At 65.0% G+C, this 15,290-nt stretch carries 17 protein-coding genes, 1 tRNA gene and 1 pseudogene; 5 read left to right on the top strand and 14 right to left on the bottom strand.

Annotation, left to right across the window (positions count from 1 at the left end; genetic code table 11):
* Positions 1-36: 36 nt before the first annotated feature.
* The 5 genes and pseudogenes from ACSQ23_RS20230 to ACSQ23_RS20250 form a co-directional block, all read right to left on the bottom strand.
* Positions 37-1,656, bottom strand: a complete 1,620-nt coding sequence (locus ACSQ23_RS20230) for an ABC transporter permease (protein WP_436091666.1) — start codon at positions 1,654-1,656, stop codon at positions 37-39.
* A gap of 42 nt (positions 1,657-1,698) precedes the next feature.
* Positions 1,699-2,748, bottom strand: coding sequence for an extracellular solute-binding protein (locus ACSQ23_RS20235; RefSeq protein ID WP_055996928.1), 1,050 nt, complete (start codon positions 2,746-2,748; stop codon positions 1,699-1,701).
* 210 nt (positions 2,749-2,958) lie between these two features.
* On the bottom strand, positions 2,959-3,996 hold the full coding sequence (locus tag ACSQ23_RS20240) for an extracellular solute-binding protein (RefSeq protein ID WP_436091667.1): 1,038 nt from the start codon (positions 3,994-3,996) through the stop codon (positions 2,959-2,961).
* Positions 3,997-4,080: 84 nt separating this feature from the next.
* A pseudogene (locus tag ACSQ23_RS20245) lies at positions 4,081-4,772 on the bottom strand (molybdate ABC transporter substrate-binding protein).
* On the bottom strand, positions 4,769-7,645 hold the full coding sequence (locus tag ACSQ23_RS20250; protein WP_436091668.1) for a histidine kinase dimerization/phospho-acceptor domain-containing protein: 2,877 nt from the start codon (positions 7,643-7,645) through the stop codon (positions 4,769-4,771). Before ACSQ23_RS20250 ends, ACSQ23_RS20245 begins: the two are co-directional and overlap by 4 nt.
* A gap of 226 nt (positions 7,646-7,871) precedes the next feature.
* On the opposite strand from ACSQ23_RS20250, the gene ACSQ23_RS20255 reads away from it, so the two are divergent.
* The 4 genes from ACSQ23_RS20255 to ACSQ23_RS20270 all read left to right on the top strand — a co-directional run bounded on the left by ACSQ23_RS20255 (position 7,872) and on the right by ACSQ23_RS20270 (position 9,389).
* Positions 7,872-7,948, top strand: a tRNA-His gene (locus tag ACSQ23_RS20255).
* Positions 7,949-8,044: 96 nt separating this feature from the next.
* A complete protein-coding gene (locus ACSQ23_RS20260; RefSeq protein ID WP_436091669.1) occupies positions 8,045-8,608 on the top strand; it encodes an AAA family ATPase in 564 nt (187 codons plus the stop codon).
* 84 nt (positions 8,609-8,692) lie between these two features.
* Positions 8,693-9,082, top strand: a complete 390-nt coding sequence (locus ACSQ23_RS20265) for a DUF2147 domain-containing protein (protein ID WP_055884813.1) — start codon at positions 8,693-8,695, stop codon at positions 9,080-9,082.
* Positions 9,083-9,248: 166 nt separating this feature from the next.
* The gene (locus tag ACSQ23_RS20270) at positions 9,249-9,389 is read left to right on the top strand and encodes a hypothetical protein (RefSeq protein ID WP_156387437.1); all 141 of its coding nucleotides are present in this window, start codon (positions 9,249-9,251) and stop codon (positions 9,387-9,389) included.
* Between the two features lies 1 nt (position 9,390).
* On the opposite strand, the gene ACSQ23_RS20275 is transcribed toward ACSQ23_RS20270, so the two are convergent.
* The 4 genes from ACSQ23_RS20275 to ACSQ23_RS20290 all read right to left on the bottom strand — a co-directional run bounded on the left by ACSQ23_RS20275 (position 9,391) and on the right by ACSQ23_RS20290 (position 13,153).
* The gene (locus tag ACSQ23_RS20275; RefSeq protein WP_055996915.1) at positions 9,391-11,247 is read right to left on the bottom strand and encodes a TadE/TadG family type IV pilus assembly protein; all 1,857 of its coding nucleotides are present in this window, start codon (positions 11,245-11,247) and stop codon (positions 9,391-9,393) included.
* Between the two features lie 51 nt (positions 11,248-11,298).
* The gene (locus ACSQ23_RS20280) at positions 11,299-11,922 is read right to left on the bottom strand and encodes a L,D-transpeptidase (RefSeq protein WP_055884805.1); all 624 of its coding nucleotides are present in this window, start codon (positions 11,920-11,922) and stop codon (positions 11,299-11,301) included.
* Between the two features lie 181 nt (positions 11,923-12,103).
* Complete coding sequence (locus tag ACSQ23_RS20285; protein ID WP_436091670.1) at positions 12,104-12,583, bottom strand: SRPBCC family protein; 480 nt, start codon at positions 12,581-12,583, stop codon at positions 12,104-12,106.
* A gap of 135 nt (positions 12,584-12,718) precedes the next feature.
* Positions 12,719-13,153: a response regulator gene (locus ACSQ23_RS20290; protein ID WP_055884799.1), complete on the bottom strand. Its 435-nt coding sequence runs from the start codon at positions 13,151-13,153 to the stop codon at positions 12,719-12,721.
* A 157-nt stretch (positions 13,154-13,310) separates the two neighbouring features.
* Between ACSQ23_RS20290 and ACSQ23_RS20295 the strand changes: the two genes are divergently transcribed.
* Complete coding sequence (locus tag ACSQ23_RS20295) at positions 13,311-13,913, top strand: DNA-3-methyladenine glycosylase I (RefSeq protein WP_436091671.1); 603 nt, start codon at positions 13,311-13,313, stop codon at positions 13,911-13,913.
* Between the two features lie 153 nt (positions 13,914-14,066).
* Here the strand turns inward: ACSQ23_RS20295 and ACSQ23_RS20300 are convergent, their stop codons facing one another.
* The 5 genes from ACSQ23_RS20300 to ACSQ23_RS20320 all read right to left on the bottom strand — a co-directional run bounded on the left by ACSQ23_RS20300 (position 14,067) and on the right by ACSQ23_RS20320 (position 15,289).
* Positions 14,067-14,201: a hypothetical protein gene (locus ACSQ23_RS20300; RefSeq protein ID WP_436091672.1), complete on the bottom strand. Its 135-nt coding sequence runs from the start codon at positions 14,199-14,201 to the stop codon at positions 14,067-14,069.
* A 31-nt stretch (positions 14,202-14,232) separates the two neighbouring features.
* On the bottom strand, positions 14,233-14,397 hold the full coding sequence (locus ACSQ23_RS20305; protein WP_436091673.1) for a hypothetical protein: 165 nt from the start codon (positions 14,395-14,397) through the stop codon (positions 14,233-14,235).
* Between the two features lie 49 nt (positions 14,398-14,446).
* A complete protein-coding gene (locus ACSQ23_RS20310) occupies positions 14,447-14,593 on the bottom strand; it encodes a hypothetical protein (protein WP_436091674.1) in 147 nt (48 codons plus the stop codon).
* A gap of 137 nt (positions 14,594-14,730) precedes the next feature.
* A complete protein-coding gene (locus tag ACSQ23_RS20315) occupies positions 14,731-14,955 on the bottom strand; it encodes a hypothetical protein (protein WP_055996901.1) in 225 nt (74 codons plus the stop codon).
* 91 nt (positions 14,956-15,046) lie between these two features.
* On the bottom strand, positions 15,047-15,289 hold the full coding sequence (locus ACSQ23_RS20320) for a hypothetical protein (RefSeq protein ID WP_069908658.1): 243 nt from the start codon (positions 15,287-15,289) through the stop codon (positions 15,047-15,049).
* Position 15,290: the final 1 nt, after the last annotated feature.

The raw sequence follows: 15,290 nt of genomic DNA on the forward strand, positions 1-15,290 counted from the left end.
CTTAGTCAATGACCGGTTAATTTCCAATGTATCGCCTCAGCGGCGATCGCTGAACCGGGTCGAAAGGATGACGGGGACCAGACCGACCAAGACGATGGTCAGCGCCGGAAGCGCCGATTCGGTGAAGAGGCTGACATTGGCGCGGGCATAGACCACGGTGGCCAGTGTTTCGACGCCAAGCGGCCGCAGCAACAGCGTTGCCGGCAGTTCCTTGACGATCTCGACGAAGACCAGCGTCGCGGCGGTCAGCAAGGCCGGCGACAACGTGGGCAGATCGACACGGAACAACAGCCGCCAGCCGGTGACGCCGAGGACGCGACCGGCATCGAGCATGGTATCGCCGCGCTTCTTCATCGCCGCATCGATGGTCGAATGCGACACCGCGAGGAAGCGAATGGCATAGACATAAAGCAGCGCGGCGATGGAACCGGAAAGGATCAGGCCGGGGCGCCAATTGGCCACCGCCATGGTCATCCGGTTGAACCACAGGTCGGCCTGCCCGAGCGGCTGCAGCAGGCCGAGCGCCAGCACCGTGCCGGGGATGGCGTAGCCGAGGGTGGCGATGCGGATCAGGCCGTGCGCAGCGCGCGATTTGCCGATGCGGGCAGCGGCAAGGCCGACGATCACCGTCATGAGGGCGCCGAGCGACGCCAGGGTCACGGTGGTGAGCCCGGCATTGACGGTGAGGCCGAATGCGTCGGGGCCGAGATTGCGGATGGCGAGCACCAGCAGTTCGCCGACCGGGACGCCGAAGCCGAGCAGCAGCAGCACGGTGCAGAAGCCGATGGCAAGGGCGCGCTCCGCGCCGACCAGTTGCTCACGCGGTGGCGCGACGCGGCTGTCGCGATGCAGCGCGTAGACGCGGTCGCGGCGCGCCCATTGCTCGAGCAGGATGAGCAGGCCGATGATGAGCACGATCATCACCGCCAGCTGTGCGGCGCCACCGAAGTTCGAGCGGTTGATCCAGGTGGAATAGATCACCGCGGTGAGGCTGTTGACGCCAAAATACTGCACGGCGCCCAGATCGTTCACCACCTCCATCATGGCGAGGGTGATGCCGACGACGAGCGCCGGGCGGCTCAGCGGCAGGGTGACCGAGAAGAAGGCGCGGAAGCCCCCTGCCCCAAGGGTGCGCGCCGCAGCCGAGATGGAACCCGACTGCATGACGAAGAAGGCGCGGCAGGAGGCGTAGACATAGGGGTAGAGCACCATCGAGAGGACGAACGCGGCGCCGGAAGGGCTTTTGATCTGCGGGAACCAGTAGTCTTTGATGGTTTCGCCACCGATGACGGCGCGCAACGCCTGCTGGATCGGACCGGTGAAATCGAGGAACTCGACGTAGGTGTAGGCCGCGAGATAGGTCGGAATGGCCAGCGGCAGCACCAGCGCCCACTCGAAGATACGGCGGCCGGGAAAGTCGAAATGCGTCACCAGCCAGGCCGACAGGAGGCCGAGTACGCCGGTGATCAAGCCAACCCAGGCCATCAGCGTCGCGGTTTCGCGCAAGGCTGTCGGCAGCATGGCGGCGGCGAGACCGCCGGCGCCGGTGGTATCGAGCGCGGCCAGGGCGAGCCAGAGAATCGGCAGGCCCATCAGGGCGAGCAGCAGGATGGCCGAAACCGGCGGGAGCTTCCTCCCGCCGGTTTCGGATTTCATCGATGCTGCGGTCGTCCGGCTGATGCTCAGCCTCCGCGCTGGTTACTGCGCCTGTGCGCCTTCGTTGAACTTCAGCTCATCGATCAGCGCCGCCGCTTCGTCGCGGAATTCGGCGGTGGCGGTAAGCGAGACCTTCGAGGGGTTGAGAATACCCCAGCTCTGGGTCAGTTCGGCCGGCTTGACACTCGTTACCGCCGGATACTCGTAGTTGGCATCGGCGTAAAGCTGCTGTGCCTCGTCGGAGAGCAGGAATTCGACCAGCTTGTTGGCGTTTTCCAGGTTCGGGGCGTACTTGGCGATGAAGGCGCCGGCGGCATTTACCTGGGTGCCCTCGCCGTCAGCGTCAGGGTAGACGATGCGGGCGGATGCCGCCCAGTCCTTCTGCTCGGGCTCGGCCTCGTTGGTCAGCATCAGGCCCATATAGTAGGTGTTGGCGATAGCGAGGTCGCACGAACCCTCAAGGATGGCCTTGACCTGCGCGCGATCATTGCCGGCCGGCGGGGCCGACATGTTGTCGCGCACGGCGGTGAGCCAGGTCCGGGTCTTGTCCTCACCCCAGGCCGCAATGCGGTTGGCGACGAGGCCGATATTATAGGCGTGATCACCCGGGCGGGTGCAGAGGCGCCCTTTCCACTCGGGCTTGGCGATATCGTCATAGGTCAGCGCGGTGGCGTCGACACGGTCCTTGCTGACGTAGAAGACGCGAGCGCGCAGCGACAGCGCCGCCCAATGACCTTCTTCGTCGCGGAACTCCGGCGCCAGGCGCTCGGTCAGCGCCGCAGTGGTGATCGGCTGGGTCAGCCCTTGCGTCTTGGCGCCGACCAGGTTGCCGACATCGACGGTGAGCACCACATCGACGGGCGACAGTTCACCTTCGGCGGCGACGCGCTCGAGCAGGCCATCGCCGGCGTAGAGCACGGTGGCCTTGACGCCGGTGGCGGCGGAGAATTTGTCGAGCAGCGGCTGGATCAGGCCGGGCTCGCGGTAGCTGTAGATATTGACTTCGCCGCTCTGGGCAAAGCTCGGCCCGGCGGTGCCGGCAATCATCGCGGCGCCAAGCAGCGCAGCGGACAGTCGCATCGTCATGGTCATGGCAAACTCCCGTTATCGGCGGCCCCTCAGGCCACCGGTGACCGGCTGCAATCACGAATTCTGAGCAACAAAGTCAACAATGCGGGGCAGCGGAATGTTGCCGGTTTGTGAATGTCTTTTAGAACCGTTCCAGAACGCCGGAGAAGTCGCCAGCCAAGCCGCAGGTTTCGGCGCTGCCGGCGAGCCGGAGCGCTGCGGCAACGTGTCCGATCAGTTCTGCGGACCTTCGTCGAAGCGGAGCTCGTCGACCAGTGCGCTGGCCTCCTTGCGGTGCGCGGCAATCTCGGTCAGCGGAGTCTTGTCGGCCTTGAGCTTGCCCCAGCTGGCGACCAGTTCCGACGGGGCGACGCCGGCGACCACCGGGAATTCGTAGTTGCCGCTGGCATAGAGGTGCTGTGCCTCGTCGGAGAGCAGGAATTCGACCAGCTTCTGGGCGTTGGCCTGGTTGGGTGCATATTTGGCGATCACCGCGCCCGAGACGTTGACCTGCGTGCCGTCGCCGTCGGTATCGGGATAGATGATGCGGGCGGCGGCGGCCCAGGTCTTCTGCTCGGGCTCGGCGTCGTTATTGAGCATCAGGCCCATGTAATAGGTGTTGCCGATGGCAAGGTCGCAGCTGCCGTCGAGGATCTTCTTCACCTGGTCGCGGTCGGCGCCGGAGACCGGGCCATTGAGGTTGTCGCGGACCTTGGTCAGCCAGTTCCGCGTCTTGTCGACGCCCCAGTGGGCGATGCGGGTGGCGATAAGGCCGATATTGTAGACGTGCTGGCCGGAGCGGGTGCAAAGACGCCCCTTCCACTTGGGCTTGGCGATATCCTCATAAGTCAGCGCCGTCTCGGGGACACGATCCTTGCTGGCGTAAAAGACGCGGGCGCGCAGCGACAGGGCGATCCACTGACCATCCGGATCCTGGTAGGCGGCCGGCACGCGGGCCTGCGCCTCGGCCGGGATGGTCTGGGTAATGCCGAAATCCTTGGCGTTGGCGAGGTTGCCGATATCGACGGTGAGCACCACGTCGGCGGGCGACAGCTCGCCCTCGGCCGCAACGCGCTCGAGCAGGCCATCGCCAGCGAACAGCACATTGGTCTTGATGCCGGTTTCGGCGGTGAACTTGTCGAGCAGCGGCTGGATCAGACCGGGCTCGCGGTAGGAGTAGACATTGACCTCGCCGCTCTGCGCCAGGGCGGGCCCGGCCGCCAGCGTGAGAAGGAGGGCAGTGCCGAAGCGCAAAAGCAAGCTCATGATCATATTCCAGGTCGCGGGAAGCTCCCGCTCAGGCGTGGTTCTGCTTTTTCTGAGCCGCCAAGTCAACAAACCGGATCGTGAAGCGGCTCAGTGGCGTTCGAGGCCCCTGGCGGCGAGAACCTCGTCCGATGCGGCCGAGGTGAGGAAGGCGGACAGCACCCTGGCAGCTTTCGCATCGCGGGCGGCGGCGCTGATGCCGATGGCGAAGTCGATGTAGCTTTGCAGCTCGGACGGAAAACGGCCGGCCAGCACGACATCGGGAGCAGCGGCGAGGATGGAACTGACGGGATCACAGCCAGTTCGGCCTCGCCATGGGCCACGGCAGCCGCGGTTTGCCCGCCGGAGGTGGCCACGAGCTTTGGCTTTACCTCGCCGGCAATGCCGAGGCGCTCCAGCAGGCCGATGAAATAGCTGCCGCTGGTGCCTTCATTGGCGTAGGCGATCGAGGCCGCGCTCTTCAGCGCATGCTCGAATGCCGCTACGGTGCCGAGGTCAGGCAGCGGGCGACCCGCTTTGGCAGCGACGCCCATGGCGATCCGCCCGAACGGCACCTGGCTTGCGGGATCGAGCTTTCCCAGTACGGCGAGAGCCTCGACCAGATTGGGATTGATGATGACGAGATCGAAGGGTTCACCGGCTTCGATCTGCTGCTTGACGATCGGGTTGAGCTCCCAGCGGGCCGCCACGGTATGGCCGGTGGCAGCCTCGAACTCCGGGATCAGCGCGAGGATTACAGGACGGACCGCGATGGCGCCAACAAGCCGGATCTCCCGGCTCACTGGCTGGTCTCGCGGACCAGGTCGGCGGGAATTAGCAGCGAGAACATGGTGCCGACGCCAACGGCCGGATCGACCGACAGCGACAGGGCGTTAACCGCCAGCAGCGAGCGGGTGAGCGCCAGACCGACGCTGGAGCGCACCGGCTGCAGGGCTTCGCCGTCCTTGCCCACGCCACCGCGGAACACCACGAAACGCTCGCCGAGATCGCGGCGGGCCTCACCGCCGTCGCGGACATTGACGATCACGGCGCCGTCGTCCTCCTGCTGTGCGGAGAGGATGACCGAGCCGCCGACCGGCGTCTGATCGATGGAGCTGGCCAGCAGATTGAGGATCGCCTGGGTCAGGGAGGCGGTGTCCGCGGTGATGCGTGGCAGCCGCTCGGAGACGGCGTTGCGCACCAGCACGCGGGCTTCGCCAGCCTGGCCGCGGACGCGGGCGAGGCAGCTTTCGAGCAGCGCCACGAGGTCGATGTCGTTGGCCTCGGCCGGGTAACGGCCCTCGCGCAGGCGGCTATAGTCGTCGAGCTCGTCGACGAGGTGAGCGATCTCCTGCCCGGCGGTCTTGATGTCCTGCGCATATTCCAGGTAGCGCTGGTTCTCGATCGAGCCGAACGACGCCGAGCGGATCAGGTCGGCGAAACCGATGACGGTGTTGAGCGGTCGGCGCACGCCCCGGCTGATGCGGGTGAGCATCGAGGGCTCGATGTCGTCGGCAGGCTTGGTCACAGGAGCCGGCGGAATCGGCGAGGCGGCCTTACGGACGAAGGCATAGTAGCCCGCGATGATGCCAGCCTGCCCTTCGGCGAACAGCGTGATGCGGGTGTTGGGCACCGACCCGGTGAAGGTGATGGCCGGACGCGCCGTTTCGGCAAAGCGGGCCGGGCGTTCGAGGAAGCGCTTGAGGTCGCCCAGTTGCGAAGGCTCGATGAAGCTCGCCAGCGGCTTGCCGACGATATCTTCTTCGACATGGCCGAGCACGATGCGGCCGTGCAGCGACACCGTGGTGATGGTCGCGGACCGGTCGGCAGTGATGAAGCCGTCGTCGCTGGTTTCGGCCGCGAGCTCGGCGAAGCTGCGGACAGCAGCCTCATGGCCGATGCGGTTCTCGGCGATACCGGCCGACAGCATCAGAGCCGGACGGCCATGCCAGGTGATCGACTGCAGGCGGGCGTTCACCGAGGCGAGGCTGCCATCGCGGCGCACCAGCTGGGTCACGGGCCCAGCGACCGCGCTGTCCTCGGACGGGAAGATAGCGGTGAGACCGGCGGCACGCAGGCTCTCGATCGACTCGTAGCCGGCGAGATCGGTCAGCGCCCGGTTGGCGAACAGAACCTGCTGATCGCGGAACACCAGGATGCCGAGCGGCAGCCGGTTGAGGATGAAGGTCTCGCCATTGAGGTTGATCAGCGCGCCTTCGTTGCCGGTGGTAGGCGGCGCGGCCGTTTCGGCCGGCGGCGCCGAAGGATGGGCGCTGACCCGATCGGTGAGGATGCGGCTCAGCTCATCGAAATTGTAGCGCGAAACGCGCTCGACGGTTTCGGCATCGGGGATGGCGGAGAGGGTCTCGGCCGGTTCGTCGTCGGCGGGCAGTTCCGGTGCGAGCGCCTCGAAGCCACGGCCGATGACGCGCCAGGCTGTGGCAGCGAGCGGCTCGGGCTGCGGCTCGGCAGCCGTGTCGATTTCGGCGACAGCCACTTCCTCGTGCGCGATCGCTTCCTCGTGCGCGATCGCCTCTGCGGCCGGGTGATGTTCCGCGACCGGGAGCTGTTCTGCGGCCTCTTCTTCGTCGGCGAAGTCGATCAGTGCGCCGATAACGTCGAGTTCGGGCGATAGCGGAATCGCAAACGGCGCCGTCTCGGGCGACAGTTCGGGCAATGGCAGGGTCTCGTCAGCCTCGACCGGGTCGGGCACCAGCGGCTCATCCACCTGCTCGGGCGGCGGACCGGCGAAGTGCTCGTCGCCGGGGCTGAGCGCGGTGTAGAGGCCGCCATCGTCGGCGAGCCGGTCGAACAACGAAGCGAGCGTACCCGGCACCTCAGGCGCGGCGGGAATCGGCTCGACCCAATTGTCTTCTTCGGCAATCACCGGCTCGTCGTCGGCACGCTCGAGCGGCGGCAGCCCCATCGGCAGCAGCGGTTCGGGTTCGGGGACGAAGCGCGGCGGCGCGGGGGCGTCTTCGCGAGCGATGACGCCCTCCTCCGCCCGCACATCCGATATCTGGGCCGTGGTCGCGAGCGGCGCTGCGTGGTGCTCGAACAGCAGCAGCATGGCGTCGTGCGGGCTGGCCTTGAAGCGGGTCAGCTGCAATTTGTCGCCGGCCAGGGTGATCTCGGCGCTTTCGGCGTCGTGCGGCAGGCCTTCACTCTCGATGATCGGAGCAAAGTGCTCGAGCGCATGGCGCGAGCCGCCGGCGATCTGTCCATCTTCACTGACCAGCAGGAACTCGGCGCCATCGGGCAAGAGCCTCGCGGTCAGGGCATCGACCTGCATCGGATCGTGCGCCTCGAGCAGCTCGGGTTCGATCGGGTCGACGCCAACGATCAACAGGCCCGTGTCGCCGTTTTCGAGTTCGAGCGGCGTGCAGGTGCAGGTGGTGGAGATCGGCCGCTCGCCGGCGAGGAACTGGATGCGGCTGAGGCTCGAGCGTCCCATCGAGCCGAGCCGGATCAAGCGGGCGATCTGGCCCTTGATCGGCACCGCCTCGGGCGCCAGCTTCAGCCCATGCTTCTTGATCTTGCCATGGAAGTAGCGCGCCGCGTCGTTGCGCCAGAGCAGGGTTTCGCCATCCTGCGACCATAGCCAGGCGGGGCGCGCGTCGGCCCAGTGCACCAGCACCAGCCGGGCCGTCGGCGATTTGATCCACTCAGCGCGCACGCGTACTCTTTTCCTGCCTCGTGCCAATTCGACACAAAGCGAACTCGGAATTTAATCTTCTCTAAATATCCCGGGGCCCCTCCCCGGTCCATATCGCGCGGACGTGAGCGGCCGGCATTCGCTGCCGATGGTTAAGCCCGCGGCCGTCAACAGGGGATGAAAAACAGGCTCAAATCGACGCTTGCCAGCAGCGATAAGTGAAACTATGGTCCGCCGCGCTTGCCGGGCCGCCTTAGCTCAGTTGGTTAGAGCGCTAGATTGTGGATCTAGAGGTCCCCCGTTCGATCCGGGGAGGCGGTACCACTCCCGCACTGGCCCGGCACCAAGCAAATCCCCCCGCAGACACTGAGTAACGCTGGCCCATCCGGGCCCGGCGTCCCTCTCACATGGAGCGAGGCGATGGCCCGCGAGTTCATCCTGACTGGTGCCCCGGGTGCCGGCAAAACCGTTATCCTCAGGGCGCTTGAAGCCCAAGGCGTAGACGTGGTCGAGGAGGCGGCAACCGATGTGATCGCGCTCGACCAGGGGCGCGGCATCGAGGAGTCGTGGCGACGGCCAGAGTTCATCAGCGACATCACCCGGCTGCAATTGCTGCGGGCGGCGCGGCCTGCGACAGGGGCGGTGCGGGTGGCGGACCGGTCGCTGGTCTGCACGCTGGCGCTGGCGGAATACCTGGGCCATCCAGTACCGGAAGTGCTCGCCGAATCAATCCGTTCGATGCTGGCGTCGGGGCAGTACGAGCGGCAGGTGCTGTTCGTCGAGCTGCTGGGCTTCATCACCAATACGGAGGCCCGGCGGATCAGCCTCGCGGATTCGATGCGGTTCGAGCGGTTTCACGTCGAGGCGTATGAGCGGTTCGGGTTTGAGCTGGTGCGGATCCCTGCCCTGCCAGTCAACCAGCGGGTCGCCATGGTGCCGTCGCTGATCGGCCACCCGGCCGCCGCGACGATGAACCCTGACTGAACGAAGCGTTCGCGACGGGTTCAAGCACCTGATGGCAGTGGGAACGGCAACATTGCATTCACCATGTTGCCGAGGGGCTCCCGCATGCCGAAGTCGTTCAAGCTCATTGCCACCGCCATCGTCGCCACTGCCCTCGCTATCGCTCCGGCCTTTGCCGCGCAGTCCCCAGCCGGGACCTGGCAGACGGTCAGCGGCGAGTCGCGGTTCGAAGTGACGCTGTGCGGTGACGGTACCGAGGTCTGCGCCAGGCTGGTGTGGCTGCGCGACGATGCGCGCACCGCCGACAACCTCAGCTACCTCAACTCGTATGTGCTGAAGGGCGCCAAGCGGGCGCTCGAGAACAAGTGGCGCGGCAGCGCCGAATACATGGGCGAAGTGGTCAAGGGCACGCTGACATTGGTCGACGGCAACACCATGACCATCAACGGCTGCAAGGGCGCGCTCTGCCAGAAGTTCGAGCTGACGCGGATTTGACTGAAAAATGCGAGGGATGCCCAGCAACCAGTCTTACCATCCCCGCGTTATTGAGCGGTTACGCGTGCACGGAGTATTCAGAATGGATCACCGCGCCTACAGACTGACGTCCCCAGTTGCCAGCCGCAGGGCGAAGTCATGGCTGGCTGCGGCGCACGACGCCCGGTTGCGGCCGACCAACCCGATCGCGCCGATTGACGCGCCGGAGCTGCCGATGGTCGTCAGCTTCGAGGGGCTGACCGCGGTGGAGCAGCAGGCGGCGCTCGCCGCCTTCCCGGGCGGCAAGCGCTTCATGCTGCAGGGCTGAGTTACTGCGACAGCCGCAGGTCTGAGATGTTCTCACCGATTTCGCGGAAGGCCTTGATGAGGTCCGCGTTGTTGCTCGCCAGCTTGAAGTTCTTCGGCTCGGATGCGCATTTCTTCAACAGGTCAACGGCCGTGCCGGTCTCGGGCAGGTTGAAGCCCACGGTGTAGACCACGACATCCGTGGCGGGCTTCTGCATTTCGGCGCATAGGTCTTCAGCCTGGCCGAGCGGGCCGGCCATACTGCCCGAGGTGCCATCCGGCGCGCTGCAACTTACGTTATCGACGTCGACGCCCTTGCAGTACTCGGTGTTGTACACGCCATCGGTCATGATGATGACAATCTTCAGCGTGTTAGGCGCGGTGTATGAGGCGGGCTTCGACTCGAAATCCCCACCCACCGTCGCCGCCGGATCATCGAACAGCTCGGCGAAATTCGGCGATACCAGATACCAGGCCCACGCCGTACCAATCTGCCCGGCGGTACCTCCACTGGGTAGCAGCGCGCCCTGCACGGTATAAGCCTCGAGCTTGGCTTTATCGGCGGTAAGCGGCTGGATCTTGACAGGATTGCCGGCGCAACTCGCATTGCTGGTGTAGTTGATCGACAGCGGCGTGGTGCTGGGCGCGATATCTGTAAAGCTGTCGGTCATGCGCTCGGTGACGCACGAAGGAGTGGGCCGATAGAGCGTGCTGCCGGTGCCGATCCGGTAATACTCGCAGCCATACTTGGTGCACCAGGACTTGCCCGTCGTCACGGGCTGGACGTATGTCGTGCCGGGGCCGTAGACCGGGAGCGAGAAGGTGTCGTTCGTTACCTTGGTGATCGTGTAGTTCTTATTGTTCAGAGACGACATTCCGGATGAAACGTCGGTGATTCTGATGTAATCGTTGGTCGCGTATCCATGAGCTGCGACGGTAAACACAATATTGCAGCTAGAAATAACGCAACGCTTCATCTTGTCGGTCGTGCCGGTCTGATATGCGGCGTAGCCTCGCCCATCAACACGCGAACCGCCGGTGGTGTATAGTTCGAAGTCGTTTGCCGTTTTGTTCTTGACGACGTAGATCTTGTCGTTCAGATCGAGCATGCCCTTGACGCCGGTGATGTAAATTACATCGTCATTGTTGAAGCCATGGGCATTCTGAGTGATCTTCACTGGCCGGGTCTGACTTGCCCCGCTGATATCCTTCTCGAGGTTCCACCAGGCGACAGACGTCGCTGGCTTTGCCCCCTGGATCGCGCCACGCGCTTCTACCGCATAGGCGGCGCCAACGTTCACGGCGGTCGAGTACGGCACCAGCGCCATTTTGGAATAGGTTGGAGACTGCTCGTCCTTGACGACCAGCGGAATCAGTGTTGCGAGCGCCGTCTGCAAGGTCGCGATGCCGTCGGTACCCATCGAGCCGGTGGTGTCGAGCGCCACCGCCACCTCGAGGTTGACCGAGCCACGCGTCGCCTCGGACAGGATGCTGGTGGTCATGTCAGTGACGCCGACCAGTTGCACGAAGGCCATCGGGACGGTGATCGTTCCCTTCAGCTTGAGGGTACCGGTGGTCGTAGTGGCGTCGGCCCAGTCCACGGTGACCGTCAGGCTGTCATCATTCAGCCGCTCGAGCACGAGCTCTTCGGCAGAGAGTCGGAGCTGCTCTTCGGTCTGGCTGTAGATCTTGGGCGCCAGGCCGAGCGCTGCAGAATCAAGGGCGATCTGCATCTTGGTGCGGGCGGTTTCCATGGACGTGTAGTCCACGGCGGCGCCGGCCATGGCGACGAGGACGATGGCCAGCAGGCCAAAGATGACTGCGAAGACGCCGCGTTCATCGGCGTGGAACCGTTTGAAAAGCTCGAAAATGCCGCGCATAGCGCCGGAAGACCCCCAGAATTCCGGCGCCAGTGTCGCTGAAAATCCTAACTAAAGCACAATCACCTTGGCGCCAATTTTGACGCGCTCGTACAGGTCTTCGACATCATCGTTGACCATGCGGATGCAGCCCGACGAGACATCCTGACCGATAGTCCAGGGCTCATTGGTGCCGTGGATACGGTAGAGGGTAGAACCGATATAGATGGCGCGGGCGCCGAGCGGGTTGTTGATGCCGCCGGGCATGTAGTCGGGCAGGTTCGGCTGCCGGACCTTCATCTCGGCGGGCGGGGTCCAGCCCGGCCACTCGCGCTTGTTGGACACTTTGTGCGTGCCGCTCCACTCGAAGCCGTCACGCGCCGTGCCAATGCCGTAGCGCAGCGCCTTGCCGTCGCCGAGCACCAGGTAGAGGTGCTTCTCGCCGGTGTTGACGATGATGGTGCCGGCCTTCTGGTTGGATTTGTAGGCGACGATCTGCCGGCGGAACTCGGGCGCGAGGCGCACCTTGTTGCTCTTCAGCTTGTAGCCCGGACGGGGCTTGGAATCGTGCAGCGACGGGCGCGACTGCAGATCAAACATGAACAGGCCCTGCGCGGCGTTGGCCGTATCGGCAAAGACGGACAAGGACACGAGGCAGGCAGCGGCGGCGAGCACCGCCCGGGACGAACGCAGCATGGCACACACTCATCATTGGTACGCGGACGCCCGAGGGAGGTCGGGCGTCGCGCAGTATTAATGACAATATCGAACGCGACGTGAAGGAAATTGGTTAAGTGAAGGTGAGCCGGCGAGCTGGGTTTGTTGTTGTCCGAGCGCCCCGGCGAACATTTTGCACCGGGGCGCGGACGCGAATAGCCTACGCCACCTGCTCGACCAGTAGCTCGTCCAGCCGGTCGTAGCTCTGAGCCATGCCGTCGGTCATGCCGGTGAGCAGCACCTGGTCGCGAACCTCCTGGCTGTCGAAGCTCATGGTGAGGGTAAGCGCGGTCCGGCCGCCGCGTTCCTCGAAGGTGGTGGTGACCACCGCCTCGCCGGGTGTGCCGATCATCCCCTCGGTATGGACGATACGGGACGGGACGACGATTTCGCGGTAGCGTCCGGTGAAGCCGAACTCGGAGGCGTCGGCGTCGCTACGCCAGATGTAGCGGTAGGTGCCGCCAACGCGCAGGTCGATCTCGCAGATGGGCATGCTCCAGCCCGGCGGGCCGAGCTGCCAGCGCTGCACTAGCTGCGGCTTGGTATGGCAGGCAAAGACCAGGTCCGCAGGCGCGTCGAAGCTGCGCGACACGGTGACGGCGTTGTCAGAGGGGTGGGTGATTGTCAGGGCTGCGGGCATGCTGAGTCTCCATCTATAACCTTAGTGTTCTATAACGTTCTGGTTATGGATGGTCAAGACTGATGATTTCGCCGCCCCCTCCACCATGCTTCGCATGGGCCCCCTCCCCCGCCACGCGGGGGAGGATCACACCCGCTACAACAGCACCTGCCCGGCCTCCGGTTCGTCGGGGATCTGCCAGCCGTCGGGCAGGAGGCGGCCGAGGGCGGCGGCGGCGTGAGCGAGGCTGAAGGGCTTGGTGAGCACTTCGCTGGCCCCCAGTTCCCTGGCGCGGGCGATGGTTTCGCGGTTGGGGTAGGCAGTGATCATCACCACCGGGACCCGCCCATTGGCGGAAAAGCGCGGGTCGCGGATCACCTCGAGCAGCGCCGCGCCGTTCATTTCCGGCATGTACCAATCCATGAACACGATATCGTAGCGCGTCGCCTGGATGGCGCCGACGGCGGGCGCGGCGCCGGGGAGCTCATCGATCGAAACCAGGCCGAGCTTGCGCAGGGTTGCCGCCACTGCGGCGCGCGCATAGGCATTGTCGTCGACGACGAGCGCCTTCAAGTCCTGTGGCAGGATCATTGGCGTTTGGCCCCCCAGCCGATTCGCCAGTTATGATTGTCGCGAGATCGGAAGCGTGCGGACTTCCAATCTTGCTAGCTTGACGCGAGATCGAACCGGAAGGTCTACAACCTCTCCTGATCGCTATGCGGGCTCATCTATTTACCGGGAGTTAACCATGTCAACGCCGACCGAGGTGACGCGCTGCAGCTGGGCGGGGAGCGACGCGCTCTACCAGCACTATCACGACCGCGAATGGGGACGGCCGGTGACGGACGACGTGAGGTTGTTCGAGAAGCTCTGCCTCGAGGGGTTCCAGTCGGGCCTCGCGTGGATCACCATTCTGCGGAAGCGGGAGAATTTCCGCGCGGCCTTCCATGGCTTCGACCTCAAGAAGGTCGCAGCGATGGACGAGGCCGATATCGAGCGGTTGCTGAAGGATGCCGGCATTATCCGGCATCGCGGCAAGATCGCCTCGACCATCAACAACGCCAAGCGGGCGCTGGAGCTGCAGCAGGAGTTCGGCTCACTGGCCGCCTATTTCTGGAGTTTTGAGCCCGAGCCGGTTGAGGGGCCGATCGTCTCGGGGAGTATCCCGGCGGAGACCGAGGCGTCCAAGGCAATGAGTAAGGACCTGAGGAAGCGCGGGTTCTCGTTCGTTGGCCCGACGACGAGCTATGCGTTCATGCAGGCGATGGGGCTGGTGAACGACCACGTCGACGGGTGCTTTTGCCGGGCCGAGGCGGCAGCTGAGCGGAATGCGCTGAAGCGACCGAAATAGCCTCACCTCTCTCTGTCCGGCGGTGCTTCGGGCACTATCGAACCTCCACCACCAGCTGTCATCGAGTTGGGGGCAAAAGCAGCACGTCAACTCGACCGACCGCCCCCCGCCGAGGGGGAGATGGGGCCGGGGCGCGTGGCACCGGCCCCGCTCTTACCTGATCAGCAGCAGCGCCATCAGCTCGAGCTTGGACAGCTTGAGCTTCGGGCGCAGCTCATCGCTCGGGTTGAGCTGCTGTTTCGGCTTTTGCGCGTTGCGGCGAAGGCCGAGTTTGCGTGGAAAGAACATCGTGTCGTCCGGCGGCGTTACGCCGGCTCCCTCAATATCGGGTTTGCTGTTGGCGGCTCAGGAACAGCACCATGAGTTCGAGGCCGGTGACGTTGCCGGGTAGCGGCATCTCGTCGTTCCGCCGCTCCCGGGGCGGAAGCGGTTCGTCGACAATGGCGTTCCGGCGACGGTCGCTGGAGCGTTTGAACAAGAACATCTGCGTATCCGGACGCGTCACGCGCCGGCTCCCTCAGGATGGGTTGCGGTCAACGGCTCATGAACAGGGCCATGAGTTCGAGGCCGGTGATGTTGCCGAGCAGCGGCAGGCCGTCCCTCTGCCTCTCGCGAGGCGGCAGGGGCCGGCCGAGATCTGGCTGCCGACGTCGGTCGCCGGGGCGGTTGAACAAAAACATGTGCGTGTCCGGACGCGTCACGCGCCGGCTCCTTGAATGACTGAACTGGTAACGGGCGCCGGCCGGACGAGAGCGAGCCCTCGCCGGGACCGGACGAGGCAAAGCCCTCGCCGGGAGGCCGGCGCCCCTGAAGTGCTCTACATGCGGAGGTCGGGCGGCAGCCCGATATCCTTGAGCAGGTGCGGCGACAACGGAGCGGCGCTGCCCCGGCGATAGGGCCGGAGGACGCGGCGCAGCATCGCATCGGCACGGCGCCGGGCGATGAACAGGCGGATCCGCCCGATGAGGCCGATTTGCCCGATGTCGAATTCGGGCGTGTTGAGGATGCGCGACGTGGCGCGGTCCCGTACGATGAGAACCATCTGATCTGTCCGGGACAAAGCCCGGTCCTCTGATGCAAGCAGAGGGACAGCGGTGGCGGACTGCGGCCTCACGAGAAGACCGCAGCCGCTGTCACCGATAATCCCAGTGGCTTTTCGGCTCCATCACCTCGGGCATCAGCCCGAGATCGCGACGGAGATGACTGGGCACAGGTGGCGAGCCGCGAGACTTGTAACGTCTCGCCGCGCGCGCCAGCTGGGCGTTGGCAAGCATCGTGACGGCTGCTGATACCAGCGCGCCGGCGACGCCGACATGGGTGTGCGCCTGAGCGCGGTTGGTGCGTGCCGGGGCACGGGTCTGGAGTTCAAGAGTCATG

The organism is Devosia sp. LjRoot16 (assembly GCF_964252795.1).
In the GTDB taxonomy this organism is placed as follows: Bacteria; Pseudomonadota; Alphaproteobacteria; order Rhizobiales; family Devosiaceae; genus Devosia_A.